Raw genomic sequence first — 16004 nt, 5'->3', positions numbered from 1 at the left:
CAGGGATTCAACCTATCAGCCGTCTTATAGTGTTCGATACGCCGTCTTCGACAGGGTGCCCCAGCGGCCCGCAGCTCTATCTTGCAGTCCAATTTGCGACAAATGCACTTCGGGTTGCAAAACGGCGTAGTCCACGACTCAGTATTTTGACTTGGTGCAACCGCGAGCCGACTATGTCCTGTGCTCGCCCTGCCGGCCGCTCGTTCGCTCCAGCGCATTAGGTGGGGTTGGGGGGCCTGCTATCGAGCGCTCCGTGCATAGTTGATCCACCCCCTTACGGGGCATGGAGTTACCCCTTAGCAAGAGAGTATTGTAGTCACGCGACTTACTCCCATGCACGGCCCTGCTTGCTTGCAATGTGGGAGCCGCTGCGCAGGGCCGTCCTCCATGTCAGCAGCGATTCCTCGCGGGTCAATAAACGGAAAAACCCGTCGTGGACGGGTTTTGCTTTTTGTTTCGAAATGAAAAACCCGCCATAGGCGGGTTTCGCATTTTATTTAGGTGATACCTGAGGAGGTATTATTCGGTACTTCCCCGCGGTTTGGCATACTTAACTGCACCCTGTAGTGGACCCGCACGTATCGCACTTCATACAAGTGCCATTCCGCACCAGCGTGAAGTTCGAACACTCTCCGCACATGTCGCCCTCATAGCCCTTGGCTTTGGCTTCGGCGCGGCGTTCGGCCTTGCTGGGCGCGGCGGCTGCCGCGGTGCCGGCTTTGCTCCAGGCTTGCGCCTCGAGCTTTTCGGTCGGCGAGAGCGCGTGCTCCGGCTCGGCGGTCTTGAGGGCCACCGCGGCATCTCCGCTGCCGTGACGGGCGGTCGCGCCCGACGCGTTCAGCGAGGTGACGTTGCCCGAAGCGCGGGCGTCGGTGTTCTCAGCCGGGGCCGGCGCGCGCATGACGACGAGGTTGTCGGTGCGCGAGCGGGTCAGGCCCTTGGAGACATACTTGTTCTGGTCGGCCGGCGCTTTGCCTTCATCCTCGCCCTTGCCGAGCGCATCGAAGCCCGACTCGGAGACGTCCACATGGCCGAGATCGAAGCGCGACATGTAGGAGACCGCGAGTTCGCGGAACACATAGTCGAGGATCGAGGTCGCGAACTTGATGCTGTCGTTGCCCTGCACCGGGCCCGCGGGTTCGAAGCGGGTGAAGGTGAAGGCGTCGACATATTCTTCCAGCGGCACGCCATACTGGAGGCCCAGCGAGACGGCGATGGCGAAGTTGTTGATGAAGGAGCGCAGCGCCGCGCCTTCCTTGTGCATGTCGATGAAGATCTCGCCGAGGCGGCCGTCATCATATTCGCCGGTGCGCAAGTACACTTTGTGACCGCCGACGACGGCCTTCTGGGTGTAGCCCTTGCGGCGATCCGGCATCTTCTCGCGGTCGCGCATCACCACGATGCGCTCGACCAGACGCTCGACCACCTTCTCGGAGATCGCGGCGGTGCGGGCCGCCATCGGCTTCTCCATCAGGTTCTCCAGCGCATCCTCGTCCTCGTCATCATCGCTGATGAGCTGCGAGTTGAGCGGCTGCGAGAGCTTGGAGCCGTCGCGATACAGCGCGTTGGCCTTCAGTGCGAGCTTCCACGACAGCAGGTAAGCGGACTTGCAATCCTCCACCGTGGCGTCGTTCGGCATGTTGATGGTCTTGGAGATCGCACCCGAGATGAAGGGCTGCGACGCCGCCATCATGCGGATGTGGCTTTCCACCGAGAGATAGCGCTTGCCGATCTTGCCGCAGGGATTGGCGCAATCGAACACGCTGTAGTGCTCGGCCTTCAGGTGCGGGGCACCTTCCACCGTCATCGCGCCGCAGATGTGCACGTTGGCGGCTTCGATCTCGCGCTTGGTGAAGCCGAGCGCGGCGAGCAGGTCGAAGCCGGGGGCTGCGATAGCCTCTGCTTCGATCTTGAGGGTGTCGCGCAGGAAGTCTTCGCCAAAGGTCCACTTGTTGAAGGCGAACTTGATGTCGAAGGCGGTCGGCAGGGCTGCCTCGACCTTCTTCAGCGCTTCGTCGGTGAAGCCCTTGGCTTTCAGCGTCGAGGCATTGATGCCCGGCGCGTTGGACAGCGAGCCGTGACCGACGGCATAGGCCTCGATCTCGGCGATTTCGCTCTCGCGATAGCCGAGCACGCGCAGTGCTGCGGGGACGGCGCGGTTGATGATCTTCCAGTAGCCGCCACCGGCGAGCTTCTTGAATTTCACCAGCGCGAAGTCAGGCTCGATGCCGGTGGTGTCGCAATCCATCACCAGGCCGATGGTGCCGGTCGGCGCCACGACGGTGGTCTGGGCGTTGCGATAGCCATGGAGTTCGCCGAGTTCGAGGGCGAGATCCCAGGCGATCTTGGCGCGGGTGACGATGTCGGCCTGCGGGCAGGAGGCATGGTCCAGCGCCACAGGCGCCACGGCGAGGCCTTCATAGCCGCGGGTTTCGCCATGCGCCGCGCGGCGATGGTTGCGGATGACACGCAGCATGTGGGCTGCGTTCTTCTTGTAGCCGGGGAACGGGCCGAGCTCCTTGGCCATTTCGGCCGAGGTCGCGTAGCTGACGCCGGTCATGACAGCGGTGAGGGCGCCGCACAGCGCGCGGCCTTCCTTGGAGTCGTAGGACAGACCCATGGTCATCAAGAGACCGCCGATATTGGCATAGCCGAGGCCGAGGGTGCGGAACTCGTAGGAGAGTTCGGCGATCGGCTTTGACGGGAACTGCGCCATCATGACAGAGATTTCGAGCACCATGGTCCACAGACGGCAGAGATGCTCGTAAGCGTGGATGTCGAAGGTCGCCGAAGCGGTGTCGTAGAAGGTCAGCAGGTTGGCCGAGGCGAGGTTGCACGCCGTGTCGTCCAGGAACATGTATTCCGAGCACGGATTGGACGCGCGGATATCGCCGGACGACTTGCAGGTGTGCCAGTCGTTCATGGTGGTGTTGAAGTGCAGGCCGGGATCGGCCGACGCCCAGGCGGCGTAGCCGATCTTTTCCCAGAGGTCGCGGGCCTTGATGGTCTTCATGACCTTGCCGTCCTTGCGGGCGATCAGGTCCCAGGTGCCGTCGGTCTCGACGGCGCGCAGGAAATCGTCCTTCAGCGAGACGGAGTTGTTGGAGTTCTGGCCGGCAACGGTGAGGTAGGCTTCGGAATCCCAGTCGGTGTCGTAGATCGGGAAGTCGATGTCCTTGTAGCCCTGCTTGGCATACTGGATGACGCGCTTGATGACGTTGTCATTGACCAGCGAGCGGCGCGCGAGCTTGATCTCGCGGCGCAAAGCCGGGTTCTTCTCGGGATCGAAGCAGTCGTCGCCGGAGCCTTCGCAATTCACGCAGGCCTTCAGGATGGCCTTGAGGTGCTTCTGGTTCATCTTCGAACCAGTGACCAAGGCCGCGACCTTCTGCTCTTCCTTCACCTTCCAGTCGATATAGGTCTCGATATCCGGATGGTCAGCATCGACCACCACCATCTTGGCGGCGCGGCGCGTGGTGCCGCCCGACTTGATCGCGCCGGCGGCGCGGTCGCCGATCTTCAGGAACGACATCAGGCCCGACGAGCGGCCGCCGCCCGACAGTTTTTCGCCTTCGCCGCGCAGCTTCGAGAAATTCGAGCCGGTGCCCGAACCGTATTTGAACAAGCGGGCTTCACGCACCCACAGGTCCATGATGCCGCCTTCATTGACCAGATCGTCCTCGACGCCCTGGATGAAGCAGGCATGCGGCTGCGGATGTTCGTAAGCCGACTTCGACTTGGTCAGCTTGCCGGTCTTCCAGTCCACATAGTAGTGGCCCTGGCCGGGACCATCGACGCCGTAGGCCCAGTGCAGGCCGGTGTTGAACCACTGCGGCGAATTCGGCGCGACCATCTGCTTGGCGAGCATGAAGCGCAGCTCGTCATGGAAAGCGTGGGCGTCGGCTTCAGAGGTGAAGTAGCCACCCTTCCAGCCCCAATAGGTCCAGCAGCCGGCGAGGCGGTCGAACACCTGCTTGGACGAGAGTTCGCTGACGAAGCGCTCTTTCTCGGGCAAAGCGGCCAGCGCCTCGGTGTCCGGCACCGAGCGCCACAGCCACGACGGCACGGTCTCTTCCTCGACCTTCTTCAATTTGGCGGCGACGCCGGCCTTGCGGAAATATTTCTGGGCCAGCACGTCGGAGGCGACCTGCGACCACGAGTCGGGCACTTCAACGCCTTCAAGCTTGAACACCACGGAGCCATCCGGATTGCGGATCTCGGACGTGGTGTGGCGGAAGTCGATCCCGGCATAGGGCGACTGTCCTTCGGTGGTGTAGCGGCGTTGAATCTGCATCGTGGTCGTGCCCCGTCTTAAGCCCGACACCCCATCTGGCGGCATCGGCGATTTCTGTTAGCGACGTCCGGGTTGCCCCAAATTCGCCGCAGCTTGGCCGGGTGAACCGGTCCTGTTTTCTCTGTGGAGCATGTGCTGGCCGTCATCTCGGCCACCCGGGACTGCCGGGGTCATGCTTCCTTGGATCGGGCTTCCTCGCTGTTGCGGGTCGACCTGATCCTAACGCCTCACCACGCTGTTTGAGCCGGTTTCCGGCCCGTTTTTTAGTGCTCCAAGCGCCGACTTTCCGGCCCGGATTCCAGGACGCAAATCCCCGATCCCGTAGCCTCGACTGGAGGACGGAGCGGTCAATCTGGAACCCGTTTGGGAGCGTCCGACGGGACAAAAAACGACCCGCGCCGAACAGTTCGAAAACTAGGCCAAACCGATCTCACCCGTCAAGGAGTAGTCGGGGTTCCTGAATCAAATACTAAATATGGTGGAAAGGGTGGATAACCAAGGGGGCAGAGCGCGCCTCGATTGAGGTCAAGTATCAGTGAGTCCTCATGGATTCGGAAGTCAAAAATATTTCTAAAACTGTCTGGAATTCGAGCTGCGCCCACTGTTCACAGCCCAACTTTATTTTGTCATCCAGGGATTGCGTTTGGTGGACTCAGGCCGAGCAGATGGTCGCCGGGCAGGTTCCCGCCACCGGCAGTGGTCAGACCCTCCAACTACGCGCATGGTCCCGCCGATTCCTTAGCCGGTTCCCTCCATGACAATGCCCAGTCCCCCCGTTTCGCGCGCGCGAATCGCTCCCTTCGGTCTCGTGTTGCTCGCCATCGCGTCGATCGCCTGGGGTCTGAACTGGCCGGTGTCGAAAGCGCTGCTGTCGGAATGGCCACCGCTGTCGGCGCGCGGCAGCACCGGCATCGTCGGGGCATTGCTGCTGGCCGGGATCGCCGTCTGGCGCGGTGAGAGTCTCCGCGTGCCGCATCATCAATGGTTGCATCTGGTCGTGCTGGCGGGCCTGAACGTGTTCGGCTGGATGGCTTTCGTCGGCTTGTCGCTGCTGTGGCTGCCCGCCGGCGAGGCCGCGGTGATTGCGTTCACCATGCCGGTCTGGGCTGCCGGACTGGCCTGGCTGATCCTCGGCGAGCGCCTGTCGATGCAGCGGATCGTGGCCATGCTGATGGCCTTTGCCGGCATCGCCGCGTTGATGGGGGGCGGTGGTCTGGCCGCGAGCGCGGAGAAGCTCCCGGGAATCGCTCTGGCGCTGCTGGGCGGGTTCGGCTTTGCGCTCGGCACGGTGCTGGCCAAGAAGTTCGGGCTCACGCTGCCACTGGTGACGTCATCCGCCTGGCAGATCGGGATCGGTTGTGTGCCGGTGCTGTTGCTGGGTCTGATCTTCGAAAGCCCGCATTTTGCAGCACTGACGCCGCTGGGCTGGGGGCTACTCGCCTATGTCGTGCTGGTGGGGTTCTGCATCGCTTACGTCTGCTGGTTCGCGGCGCTCAAGCAGTTGCCGGCCTCGGTGGCCGCAATCGGGACCATGGCGGTGCCGGTGATCGGCGTGGTCAGCTCGGCTATCGCCCTGCGGGAACCGCTCGGCGCCATGCAGATCGCGGCCCTGGTATTTACGCTGGCGGGCGTTGCGCTGGCGACAAGGGGCTAGGCGCGGGCGCATCGCCACCGGGCCACATCCGCTGCAGTTCGGGATGGCCGTCCCAGAACTGATGCTTCAGCGCGGCGGCGATATGCAGGGCCACGAGTACATAGAGCGCATAGGACAGCCACACGTGAATGCCGCCGAAGATGTCGTGCAGGCGTTCCTTGAAGGCCGGCTCGATCGACATGATCCAGCCGATGCGTGGCCACTGGAACAGGCCGAACAGATACATTGGAATTTCGCCGGCGGCCTTCCAGGCGGAATCGTGCATCCAGCCGGACAGCGGCAATCCGATCATCAGCACATAGAGTGCGAGATGGGCACCATGTGCGGCGGCTTTCTCGGCGGGCGGATAGGTCTCGGGCAGATCAGGCGGCTTGTTGGCCGCGCGCCATAACATGCGCATCAGCACGAGGCCGAGCACGGTGATGCCGAATGACTTGTGCGCATCGATGACGAACCGGATGTTGTCCTCAGGAATGAGGTTCACGCTCCAGATCAGCGCGACGTTGAGTGTGATCAGAACGGCAATCAGCCAATGCAGGATCATGGCGATGCGGCTGTAACGTTGAATCGGCATTTTCTGTGCGTGCATGGAATAAGTTTAAACAGGATTTGTCTTTTGAGGCATGACGACTTTGTGTGTTCGTCGTGACCGCAATCACGCGCTATTTGATCGCGGCTCCGCAACTCGATCACGATTCACGCGTAGCTCTCGCAGGATCGGTTTGCTCGAACGCGCGATTGAATTGACGGCATGACAATATCCCTTCAGGCGGCCTTCGCCGCCGCATCGCCGCGTATCACACCGCGCCGGATGCCGTTCATCAGCCTGATGATCTATCTCGCCGTGCTCGCGCTATGGGCGCTGCTGTTCGGCCGCGCGTTCTTTTTGAACAGCATCTGGGCGTGGTCAGCGGGCATGGTCTATATCGCCTATGACACGGTGCTGATGCTTTATGTGGTGTGGCAGACGCTGCCGCTGGCCGTGTCCGCGCGTGGTCCATCTGGAGCGGTTGCTGCGCAATCGCGTCCATCGGTGGGCATCCTGATAGCCGCGCATAACGAGGCACTCAATCTGCCGGAGGCGCTGGCAGCCATCGCACGCCAGTCCGATGCGCCGGATCTGATCCTGATCGCGGATGACGGCTCGCGCGATGCAACTGATACGCTCCTCCGCGACCGTTACGGTCTCGCCATTCCGGCGGTCGGCCAGAGCAGCATCGGCCAGTTTGGCAGATCGAGACTGCAATGGCTGCGCCTGCCGCATCAGGGCAAGGCGCGGGCGCTGAACACGGCGATCCTCAAGGCCGATACCGACATCGTCATCACGCTGGATGCCGATACGTTTCTGGCTGACGATGCCATCGCCGAAATGCGCGTGGCCTTTGCAGCGGATTCCGCACTGGTCGCGGCCGGCGGCATTCTCGTGCCGGTCTGCGACGACAGCGCCAGCGGCCGCGTGATGCAGTGGTTCCAGACCTACGAATATATCCGCAACATCATCTCGCGCTTCGCCTGGATGCGCGGCAACAGCCTGCTGTTGATCTCCGGCGCCTTTGCTGGCTTCCGCAGGGAGGCGCTGGTGGCCGTCGGTGGCTTCGATCCGGAGTGTCTTGTCGAGGACTATGAGCTGACCCACCGCATGCATCGTTATGCCGTCGATCACGGCCTCGACTGGCAGCTTCGCATGATCGGCACGTCGCTGGCGCGCACGGAAGCGCCGTCTCACGTCATGACGTTCCTGCGGCAGCGCCGGCGCTGGTTCGCGGGCTTCCTGCAGACGCAATACTGGAATCGCGACATGACCGGCAATGCGCGTTACGGCCGGCTCGGCCTGCGGATGCTGCCGATCAAGGCGCTGGATACGCTGCAGCCGATCTACGGCCTCACGGCCTTCGTGTTGCTGCTGGCTTTGCTCGTCACCGGCAAGACCGCCATCGCCGTGCCAGTATTCGGTCTGATCACCGCGAAGATCGTCGCGGATTTCCTGGTCTATCTCTGGACCGTGCATCTCTATCGGCGCCTGACAGGCGGCCGCACGCGGACGCGTTTTGTCGCAGCGGTATTCGCGGCGATCCTCGAACCGTTCAGTTTTCAGTTGCTGCGTCACGCCGGCGCGGCCTGGGGCTGGATCGCGTTCCTGCGTGGCAATCACGAATGGGGCTTTGCGCCCGCCGCATCGCCCCCGCGTCAGGCACCTAACGCGGGCGAGTAGTCGCTAGGCCGGTTTCGCCGCCAACGGCACTTTCACTGTGAAATGCGAACCGTGGGTGAGGTCAGACTTCACCTCGATCACATGGCCGAGCGCTTCGGCCGTGCGCCGAACGATCGATAGTCCGAGGCCAAGGCCCTCGCTGGCCGGATTGATCTGGTGGAAGGCATCGAAGATCGCGGTGAGCTGTTCGGCGGGAATGCCCGTGCCGGAGTCCAGCACCTCGATGGTCACCGCGTTGGCGTGCTTGCGACAGCCGACCAGCACGCGACCGCGTTCGGTGTATTTGATGGCATTGCCGACGAGATTGCCAAGAATCGCGCGCAGCATGCCGGGATCGCTGACAACCTGCGCCTTGCTCGGCACAATGACGAGGTCGAGGCCCTTGGCTTCGGCATGCAGGTGCCAGTTGGCGCTGATCGACTCGAACACGTCAGAGATCGGGAACGATCGCAGGTTCGGAATCCCAAAGCCGGCATCCAGCACAGATGTCTCGGCGAGACGGTCGAGCTCTTCCGCCATCCGCATGCCGGCATCGATGGCATAGCCGAGCCGCTCACGATCCTTCTCGTCGGTCAGCTTGTTGCGGATGCGGTCGATCGCCATGATCATGACCTGCAATGGCTGCTTCAGGTCGTGGCCTGCCACCGCCATCAGGCGACTGATATTGCGCTGAAGCCGATCCGACAGATGCAGCGCCCGGCGGAATTCCATTTGCGCCATGACCTGGCGGGCGAGGGCGGCCAGCACCTCGCGCTGTTCGGTCGACAGCACGCGCGGCTTGTCATCGAGCACGCAGACGGTGCCGAGCGGCAGGCCGTCCGGCGTGCGCAGCAGTGCGCCGGCATAGAAGCGCAAATGGGGCTCGCCGGTCACCAGCGGATTGCAGTCGAATCTTGGATCCTTGGTGACGTCCTCGACTTCGAGAAAACTGTGTTCGAGGATCGCGTGCGCGCAAATCGATTGATCCATCGGCGTCTGCCGCACGCCAAGACCGATCTCCGACTTGAACCACTGCCGGCCGTCATCGACGAGGCTAATGATCGAGATCGGCGTCTGGCAGACATAGCTGGCGATCTTGGTGATGTCGTCGAAGGATGGCTCAATGGCGGTGTCGAGAATGCCGTAGGAGCGCAGCGCCTTGAGGCGTTCGGCTTCATTGGGATGGAGCCTGGCGATCTTCGGCTTGTCTGACGCGTCCACTGAACCTGCTCACACCCGACGTCGACCCATCGAACCGGTAGATAGGTCCACATGTCTACCAACACTACGCGCGAGTTCCCTGAATGTCCCCCGTACGCTGCACCTACGTTCTTAGACCTTGAGACAGCAGGCGCAAACCAGAAACGACAAAAGACGATGCCGCGAGGCACCGTCTTTTGCGTAACGCTTAGATCGTCGTGTTACGGGCAGGCGTGACGCAGGCCGTCATAACCGAGATAGGTGCCCGTGCGGACATTGTACGACTTGTAGGTGCGGATGCAGTAGTCAACGTCGCCGCCGCCGGTGTCAGGAGCGACTTCGACCACGTCCGGCGCGTCGTCATAATAGCTGCTGCCGTAATACGGGCTGCCGCCGTAATAGCCGTAGGAATTCCCGTAATAGCTGCTGGCGGCCAGTCCGCTGCCGATAATGGCGCCGGCTGCGAAGCCCGGGCCGTAACCGCCGCCACGCCAGCCACCACCGCGCCAGCCGCCGCCGTGATTCCAGCCACCGCCGCCGGGGCGCTGGCCGCCATGCCAGCCGCCACCTCCGCCACCAAAGCGCTGACCGCCGCCAGAGAACGTGCCGATCGTGCGCGCACCGCCGGGGCCGACGCCCACGACCTTGGTGTTTTGTGCGTAGCTGGGGGTCACCGCGAAGGCGGGGATGGCCACAGCGACGGCTGCTGCGACACTCAAGATTTTCAAATTCGTCATCGTTTGCTCCTGTCTGGGATGCATGTTCAACCCCCTGAAGGGACTGCCGTTCCCTGCCGCCACGCGGTTATTGCGCAACGACAGAATGATCGTCCGGAACTGTATGCGGCATGAATGGATTGCGCCGTTTCTGCGACCGCCGGTACTTTGGAGGTAGGGTTCGGGGGAGGCCGATACGAGGCTTGTCACGATCAGTTGCAGGCGGCGATCGGTCGCGGCGGTAACTGGACATTTGGCGGCCCGGATGGCATCAACAACCCGACGAAAACCTTCGAACGGTTCAAAATATGAAACAGTTTTTGCTGAAATTCTTCACGTGGTGGAGCGGGACGACCTTCGGGACGAACCTGTGGACGTCGCGATTCGGCGAACTGGTTGGCACCGACGAGCAGGGCAACACATATTACCGCACCAAGGGCGGCAAGATCGACCCGACGCTGGGCTTCGAGCGCCGCTGGGTGATTTACAATGGCTATGCCGAAGCCACCAAGATCCCGCCGGACTGGCATGGCTGGATCCACCACACCGTGGACGTGCCGCCGACCGAAGAGAATTATACGCCGCGCGAATGGCAGAAGCCGCATCAGCCGAACCTGACCGGCACGCCCGCAGCCTATCGTCCGTCTGGTTCGACTCTGGCCAGCGGCCGGCGTCCCAAGGCGACCGGCGACTACCAGGCCTGGACTCCGGGCTCGTAACAACTCACCCGTTCTGGACGACTGGTTGTGCGGGCCGCTCTGCGGCGCGCACGGCCTCGCATTGTTTCCAGCCGCCAGCTCTTGCAGTGAGACCGGCAAGCACGTCCGGCGTGCCGCCCCGGATGAGCCCGCTTTGTAGGGCGGCGCCGGATTGTACTCGATCGATTGGGCTGGGGCGGATACGATATAGCCGCGACATGTGCGTTCGAGATGTTAGGTTTCGAAAGCTCACTGGGCATGATCGGGGACGGCTGACGAGATCGATCGTCTGTTCACAGCGACAACTCAGGAAAATCCGACATGACCAACGACACGCGCAGTGAGCACGACCTGTTGGGCAACCGCGATGTTCCGGCCGACGCCTATTACGGCGTTCATACGCTGAGGGCCGTTGAAAATTTTCCAATCACCGGGATTCCGATTTCCATCTATCCCGAACTCATCAGCGCGCTCGCCGCGATCAAGCAGGCGGCGGCACTGTCGAATATGGAGCTGGGGCTGCTCGACAAGTTACGCGGCGATGCGATCATCGCTGCCTGCGAGGAAATTCGCGCCGGCCGCTTGCATGACCAGTTCGTGGTGGACGTCATCCAGGGCGGCGCCGGGACCTCCACCAACATGAATGCGAACGAGGTGATCGCCAATCGTGCGCTGGAAATTCTCGGCCACGGCAAGGGCGACTATGGGTACCTGCACCCGAACGAACAGGTCAACATGAGCCAGAGCACCAACGACGTGTATCCCACGGCGTTGAAGATCGCGACCTATCACGGCGTGTTTCACCTGATCGATGCGATGGCCGTGTTGCGCCAGGGTTTCGAACGCAAGGCCGAAGAGTTCAAGGATGTCCTGAAAATGGGCCGCACCCAGTTGCAGGATGCGGTGCCCATGACGCTTGGTCAGGAGTTCAGCACTTATGGCGTCATGATTGGCGAAGACGAGGACCGGCTCCGCGAGGCAGCACTGCTGATTTGCGAGATCAACATGGGTGCGACAGCCATCGGGACCGGGATCACGTCCCATCCCGACTACGCGCGTCTGGTCTGCCTGCATCTCGTTGCCATCACCGGCATGCCGCTGGTCACCGCTGTAAACCTGATCGAGGCCACGCAGGACTGCGGTTCGTTCGTTCAGCTCTCAGGCGTGCTCAAGCGTGTGGCCGTCAAGATTTCCAAGATCTGCAACGACCTCCGGCTGCTGTCGAGCGGTCCGCGCGCCGGTTTCAACGAGATCAATCTGCCGGCGGTACAGGCAGGTTCCTCGATCATGCCGGGCAAGGTGAATCCGGTCATTCCGGAAGTCGTGAACCAGGTTGCCTTCGAGGTGATCGGCAATGATCTCACGGTGACCTTCGCGGCCGAGGCCGGCCAGCTTCAGCTCAACGCGTTCGAGCCGATCATCGCGCACAGCCTGTTCAAGAGCGTCAGTCATATGCGGGAGGCTTGCCTGACACTGGAAAAACGTTGTGTCGCGGGTATCACCGCGAACCGCGAACGTCTCCGCGCCTATGTCGAGAATTCGATCGGTCTCGTCACTGCGCTCAATCCCTATATCGGCTACGCCAATGCCACCGCCGTCGCGGTCGAGGCCCATGCGACCGGCCGCAGCGTCTACGATCTGGTGCTGGAAAAAGGTCTGCTACCTGCAGCGACCCTTGCCGCCATTCTCCACCCCGACGTACTCACCAAGCCCCAGAGCATGTTGATCCGCGAATGAAGGCCGCATCGGCCCGGCGCGATCAACGCGTGGGCATCTGCGCGACCGCCAGCATCGCTGCGACATAGCCGTACGGTCCGAGACCGCAGATCACAGCGGTGGCAGCCTGCGAGAGCACCGAATGGCGATGATACTTGTCGCGCGCGTGGATGTTCGAAATGTGCAGCTCCAGGATCGGTCCCTCGAACGCTTTCATCGCGTCGAGCATGGCGATCGAGGTGAACGAATAGCCCGCGGGATTGATGATGATGGCGTCGGCATCCTGACGGGCCGACTGGATGAGATCGACCAATACGCCCTCGTGGTTCGACTGGTGGAACGCCAGCGTCAATTTGAGTTTGACCGCCTGTTCCTCGCAACTGGCCTTGATCTGGTCGAGCGTGGTGGTTCCGTAGATATGCGGCTCCCGCACGCCGAGCAGGTTGAGGTTGGGACCGTTGAGGATCATCACGCGTTTCATTATCGAACTTCCTTCTAGCCGCCGAGCCACTTCGCCGGCACCATCACGAGCGACGGAAACAGCGTCAGCAGCGCCAGCACCACCAATTGTGCGATCATGAACGGCCAGACGCCGCGCATGATCTCGTCCATGCTCACCTTCGCCACGCCGCACACCACATTGAGCACTACGCCGACGGGTGGCGTGATCAGTCCGATCGCGTTGTTGATGATGAACAGCACCCCGAAATAGACCGGGTCGATGCCGGCCTCGCGGACGATGGGCATCAACACGGGCGTCAGGATCAGGATGGTCGGGGTCATGTCGAGTGCGGTGCCGACGATGACGACAATGATCATCAACACGATCATCAATAGCGTCTGGTTGCCCATGAAGGGACGGGCCAGTTCGACGATCTGGCCGGAAATTTCGGCCACCGTGATCAGCCATGACGACACCAGCGCTGCCGCGACCAGGAACATCACCACGGCGGTGATCTGGGCTGAACTGATCAGGATGTTCATCAGCTGCGCCAGTGTTAGCTCGCGATAGACGAACGTTGCCACGATGAAGGAATAGACTGCGACGACGACGGCAGCTTCGGTCGGTGTGAAGATGCCGAAGCGGAGGCCGACGATGATGATCATCGGCAACATCAAGGCCCAGAAGCCGTCGATCAGCGCGCGAAAGATCTGCGCCAGGCTCTGGCGCGGCGGGCTCACCGAGTTCTCGTTGCGTGCAACCCACCACCAGGCAAAGCACAGGCTGCCGCCGAGCATCAGGCCCGGCACCACGCCGGCGAGAAACAATTTTGAGATGGAAACGCCGGCGGCAACGCCGAAGATCACGAATCCGATCGAAGGCGGGATCACCGGCGCGATGATGCCGCCGGCGGCGACGAGGCCGGCTGCGGAGGCGCGGTTATGCCCGGCCGCAACCATCATCGGGACCAGCAATGCGCCGAGTGCGGCGGCGTCGGCGACGGCCGATCCGGACAGCGATGCCAGGATGCACGAGGTCAGGATCGCGACGTAGCCGAGGCCGCCGCGCAGATGGCCGACCAGGGCGATGGCGAAGTTCAGGATGCGGCGGGCAAGGCCACCTGTGTTCATGATCTCGCCGGCCAGGATGAAAAACGGCACCGCCATCAGCGGGAAGGAATCGACGCCATTGATGACGTTCTGCGCGATGATCTGGGAGTCGAATATATCCAGATAGGTCATCAGCGCGACGCCGCAGATGATCAGGGCGAATGCGATCGGCATGCCGATGGCCATCGCGCCGAGCAGCGAGAACGTGAAGATGCTGATGGTCATCGGCGGTCGTTCCCGTTGGCAGGGGCGGGCGCCGCAGGGACATGCTCCTCGGATTCACTGATGGTGATCAGCTCCGACGTGGCGAGTTGGCCGCTGAACAGGCGATAGAGGTCATGCAGCAGGATCGGGATCGAAGCGGCGCCGAAGACGAGACCTGCGGCGTAGAACAGGCCGACGGAGAGACCGGAGGCGGGCGCCGTCGTGTCCCAGTTCAGCACCGTCTGTTTCCACGAGCCTTCGGTGAGCAATACAGAGGCGTAGAGCATCAGCGCGTGACTGAGCGCGTAGCAGATCTTGCGGCCCATCGGCGACAGCAGCTTCACGAAACTGTCGACGCCGAGATGGGCGTGTTCGCGGAGGCCGACGATGGCGCCGAGAAACACCATCCAGACGAACAGCCAGCGCGACAGTTCTTCGGAGATGGCGATGCCGGAGTTGAAGACGTAACGTAGAACTACATTGCCGAATACCAGGACCACCATGGCGGCAAGCAATACCGCCATGACGATCTTGATCGACCGGTAATAAGCTTCGACGATCCTGCTTGTCGCAGTAGTTGATGAAGCGGGCATGGATGCTTTCGCAGTGAGCGTGGGGTCGCCGCGTAGTGACGGTTGGTGATGCGCGGCTCACTCAGTCCTTGTGAACGCGCTCAAGTTCACTATTGAACAGCTTGACGATCTCCTGATCGTAGTCGGCGGAGAATTTTGCCGCGATCGGCTTGGTCTTGTCGCGCATCTTCGCAAGCTCGGCCGGAGCGATCTCGTTGACCTCCATGCCCTTGGCCTTTAGCTCGCCGATGGAAGCCGCTGCGGCATCGCGGCTGACCTTGCGCTGATAGTCGCGGGCCTCGTTGGCAGCATCCTGCAGGATCTTTTGCTCGTCCTTGGTGAGCTTGTCCCAGAACACCTTGCTGACCAGGATGATGTTGGTGGAGTAGGTGTGGTTGGTGACGCTGAGATATTTCTGCACCTCGTAGAACTTGTTCGACAGGATCACCGAGAACGGATTTTCCTGGCCGTCCACCGTGCGTGTTTCCAGCGCGGTGTAGAGTTCGGAGAAGCTCATCGGCACCGGATTGGCGTTGAACGCCTTGAAGGTCTCGAGATAGACCGGGTTCGGGATCACGCGGATCTTGATCCCGTCGAGGTCTTCACCCTTGGTGATCGTGCGGCGGCTGTTGGTGACGTTGCGAAAGCCGAGATCCCAATAGCCGAGACCGATCAGACCCTTCTCCGGCAGCTTGGCAAGCAAAGCCGACCCGAGCGGGCCGTCGAGTAGCGCGTCGGCCTGTTTCGGTGTCGACACGATGAACGGGAAATCGATCAGCCCGTAGTCCTTGACGATGCCGACCAGCGAGGTCGTGGCGGGCGACTGCATTTCCTGAGTGCCGGCGCGCAATGCCGACTGCTGCTGCATCTCGGAGCCAAGCTGGTTGGCGGGATATTCGCGCACCTTCATCTTGCCACCGCTCTTGGCCGCAACGAGTTCGGTGAACTTCTGCACGCCCTTGCTGACGGGATGATCGGTGTTGTTGAGGTGACCCCAGCGGATCGTGCGCTCCTGCACCTGCGCGGATGCAGGGCCGCCGGCGATGGCGAGGGTGGCGGCGATAGCGGCAAGCCAGACAGCGGACTTCGGGTGTACGGACATGTTGAAGCTCCCTTGGATGGTATTTTTACTTCTTAGCGTCACCGTCATCTACGACAAAACAAAAATCAACCGATATTTTACATTATCTATGATGATTTGTGTCTGA

At 61.8% G+C, this 16004-nt stretch carries 12 protein-coding genes; 4 read left to right on the top strand and 8 right to left on the bottom strand.

All coding sequences use genetic code 11. The features are described 5' to 3' along the window. Positions 1-550: 550 nt before the first annotated feature. Positions 551-4294: a vitamin B12-dependent ribonucleotide reductase gene (locus AB7813_RS05370; RefSeq protein WP_309945975.1), complete on the bottom strand. Its 3744-nt coding sequence runs from the start codon at positions 4292-4294 to the stop codon at positions 551-553. Between the two features lie 754 nt (positions 4295-5048). Here AB7813_RS05370 and AB7813_RS05365 point away from each other — a divergent pair. Continuing rightward, positions 5049-5948, top strand: a complete 900-nt coding sequence (locus AB7813_RS05365) for a DMT family transporter (RefSeq protein WP_068736749.1) — start codon at positions 5049-5051, stop codon at positions 5946-5948. Here AB7813_RS05365 and AB7813_RS05360 read toward each other — a convergent pair. After that, entirely contained in the window at positions 5911-6522 is a 612-nt protein-coding gene (locus AB7813_RS05360; protein WP_439083391.1) for a cytochrome b, read from the bottom strand. The genes AB7813_RS05365 and AB7813_RS05360 overlap by 38 nt on opposite strands. Before the next feature lie 177 nt (positions 6523-6699). On the opposite strand from AB7813_RS05360, the gene AB7813_RS05355 reads away from it, so the two are divergent. Then, positions 6700-8160, top strand: a complete 1461-nt coding sequence (locus AB7813_RS05355) for a glycosyltransferase family 2 protein (protein WP_439083392.1) — start codon at positions 6700-6702, stop codon at positions 8158-8160. A gap of 3 nt (positions 8161-8163) precedes the next feature. Here the strand turns inward: AB7813_RS05355 and AB7813_RS05350 are convergent, their stop codons facing one another. Next, positions 8164-9360, bottom strand: coding sequence for a GAF domain-containing sensor histidine kinase (locus AB7813_RS05350; RefSeq protein ID WP_439083393.1), 1197 nt, complete (start codon positions 9358-9360; stop codon positions 8164-8166). Between the two features lie 200 nt (positions 9361-9560). After that, the gene (locus tag AB7813_RS05345; RefSeq protein ID WP_093758378.1) at positions 9561-10076 is read right to left on the bottom strand and encodes a BA14K family protein; all 516 of its coding nucleotides are present in this window, start codon (positions 10074-10076) and stop codon (positions 9561-9563) included. 287 nt (positions 10077-10363) lie between these two features. Here AB7813_RS05345 and AB7813_RS05340 point away from each other — a divergent pair, with 287 nt between their 5' ends. Then, positions 10364-10774 carry an NADH:ubiquinone oxidoreductase subunit NDUFA12 gene (locus AB7813_RS05340; RefSeq protein ID WP_089264087.1) on the top strand — a complete coding sequence of 137 codons (411 nt, stop codon included), beginning with the start codon at positions 10364-10366 and terminating at the stop codon, positions 10772-10774. A gap of 300 nt (positions 10775-11074) precedes the next feature. Beyond that, positions 11075-12490, top strand: coding sequence for an aspartate ammonia-lyase (gene aspA / locus AB7813_RS05335; RefSeq protein WP_089264088.1), 1416 nt, complete (start codon positions 11075-11077; stop codon positions 12488-12490). A gap of 22 nt (positions 12491-12512) precedes the next feature. Here the strand turns inward: aspA and AB7813_RS05330 are convergent, their stop codons facing one another. The 4 genes from AB7813_RS05330 to AB7813_RS05315 form a co-directional block, all read right to left on the bottom strand. Then, positions 12513-12950 carry a type II 3-dehydroquinate dehydratase gene (locus AB7813_RS05330; RefSeq protein ID WP_439063992.1) on the bottom strand — a complete coding sequence of 146 codons (438 nt, stop codon included), beginning with the start codon at positions 12948-12950 and terminating at the stop codon, positions 12513-12515. A gap of 14 nt (positions 12951-12964) precedes the next feature. Then, on the bottom strand, positions 12965-14245 hold the full coding sequence (locus AB7813_RS05325) for a TRAP transporter large permease subunit (protein WP_068736733.1): 1281 nt from the start codon (positions 14243-14245) through the stop codon (positions 12965-12967). Continuing rightward, entirely contained in the window at positions 14242-14817 is a 576-nt protein-coding gene (locus tag AB7813_RS05320) for a TRAP transporter small permease (protein ID WP_439083395.1), read from the bottom strand. Before AB7813_RS05320 ends, AB7813_RS05325 begins: the two co-directional genes overlap by 4 nt. 61 nt (positions 14818-14878) lie before the next feature. Next, positions 14879-15898 (bottom strand): TRAP transporter substrate-binding protein, encoded by a 1020-nt coding sequence (locus AB7813_RS05315; RefSeq protein WP_439088855.1) that lies wholly within the window; start codon positions 15896-15898, stop codon positions 14879-14881. Between the last annotated feature and the right edge of the window lie 106 nt (positions 15899-16004).

The organism is Tardiphaga sp. 20_F10_N6_6 (genome assembly GCF_052076045.1).
Taxonomy (GTDB): domain Bacteria; phylum Pseudomonadota; class Alphaproteobacteria; order Rhizobiales; family Xanthobacteraceae; genus Tardiphaga; species Tardiphaga robiniae.
The sequence above is the reverse complement of the archived record's forward strand: the minus strand, read 5'-3'. Positions and strand labels throughout refer to the sequence as shown.

Excerpts from the sequence above, each read along its gene's own strand:
- AB7813_RS05315 (WP_439088855.1), bottom strand. The coding sequence starts at position 15,898 with ATGTCCGTACACCCGAAGTCCGCTGTCTGGCTTGCCGCTATCGCCGCC.
- AB7813_RS05330 (WP_439063992.1), bottom strand. The coding sequence starts at position 12,950 with ATGAAACGCGTGATGATCCTCAACGGTCCCAACCTCAACCTGCTCGGC.
- aspA (WP_089264088.1), top strand. The coding sequence starts at position 11,075 with ATGACCAACGACACGCGCAGTGAGCACGACCTGTTGGGCAACCGCGAT.
- AB7813_RS05370 (WP_309945975.1), bottom strand. The coding sequence starts at position 4,294 with ATGCAGATTCAACGCCGCTACACCACCGAAGGACAGTCGCCCTATGCC.
- AB7813_RS05365 (WP_068736749.1), top strand. The coding sequence starts at position 5,049 with ATGACAATGCCCAGTCCCCCCGTTTCGCGCGCGCGAATCGCTCCCTTC.
- AB7813_RS05355 (WP_439083392.1), top strand. The coding sequence starts at position 6,700 with ATGACAATATCCCTTCAGGCGGCCTTCGCCGCCGCATCGCCGCGTATC.
- AB7813_RS05360 (WP_439083391.1), bottom strand. The coding sequence starts at position 6,522 with ATGCCGATTCAACGTTACAGCCGCATCGCCATGATCCTGCATTGGCTG.
- AB7813_RS05320 (WP_439083395.1), bottom strand. The coding sequence starts at position 14,817 with ATGCCCGCTTCATCAACTACTGCGACAAGCAGGATCGTCGAAGCTTAT.
- AB7813_RS05325 (WP_068736733.1), bottom strand. The coding sequence starts at position 14,245 with ATGACCATCAGCATCTTCACGTTCTCGCTGCTCGGCGCGATGGCCATC.
- AB7813_RS05340 (WP_089264087.1), top strand. The coding sequence starts at position 10,364 with ATGAAACAGTTTTTGCTGAAATTCTTCACGTGGTGGAGCGGGACGACC.
- AB7813_RS05345 (WP_093758378.1), bottom strand. The coding sequence starts at position 10,076 with ATGACGAATTTGAAAATCTTGAGTGTCGCAGCAGCCGTCGCTGTGGCC.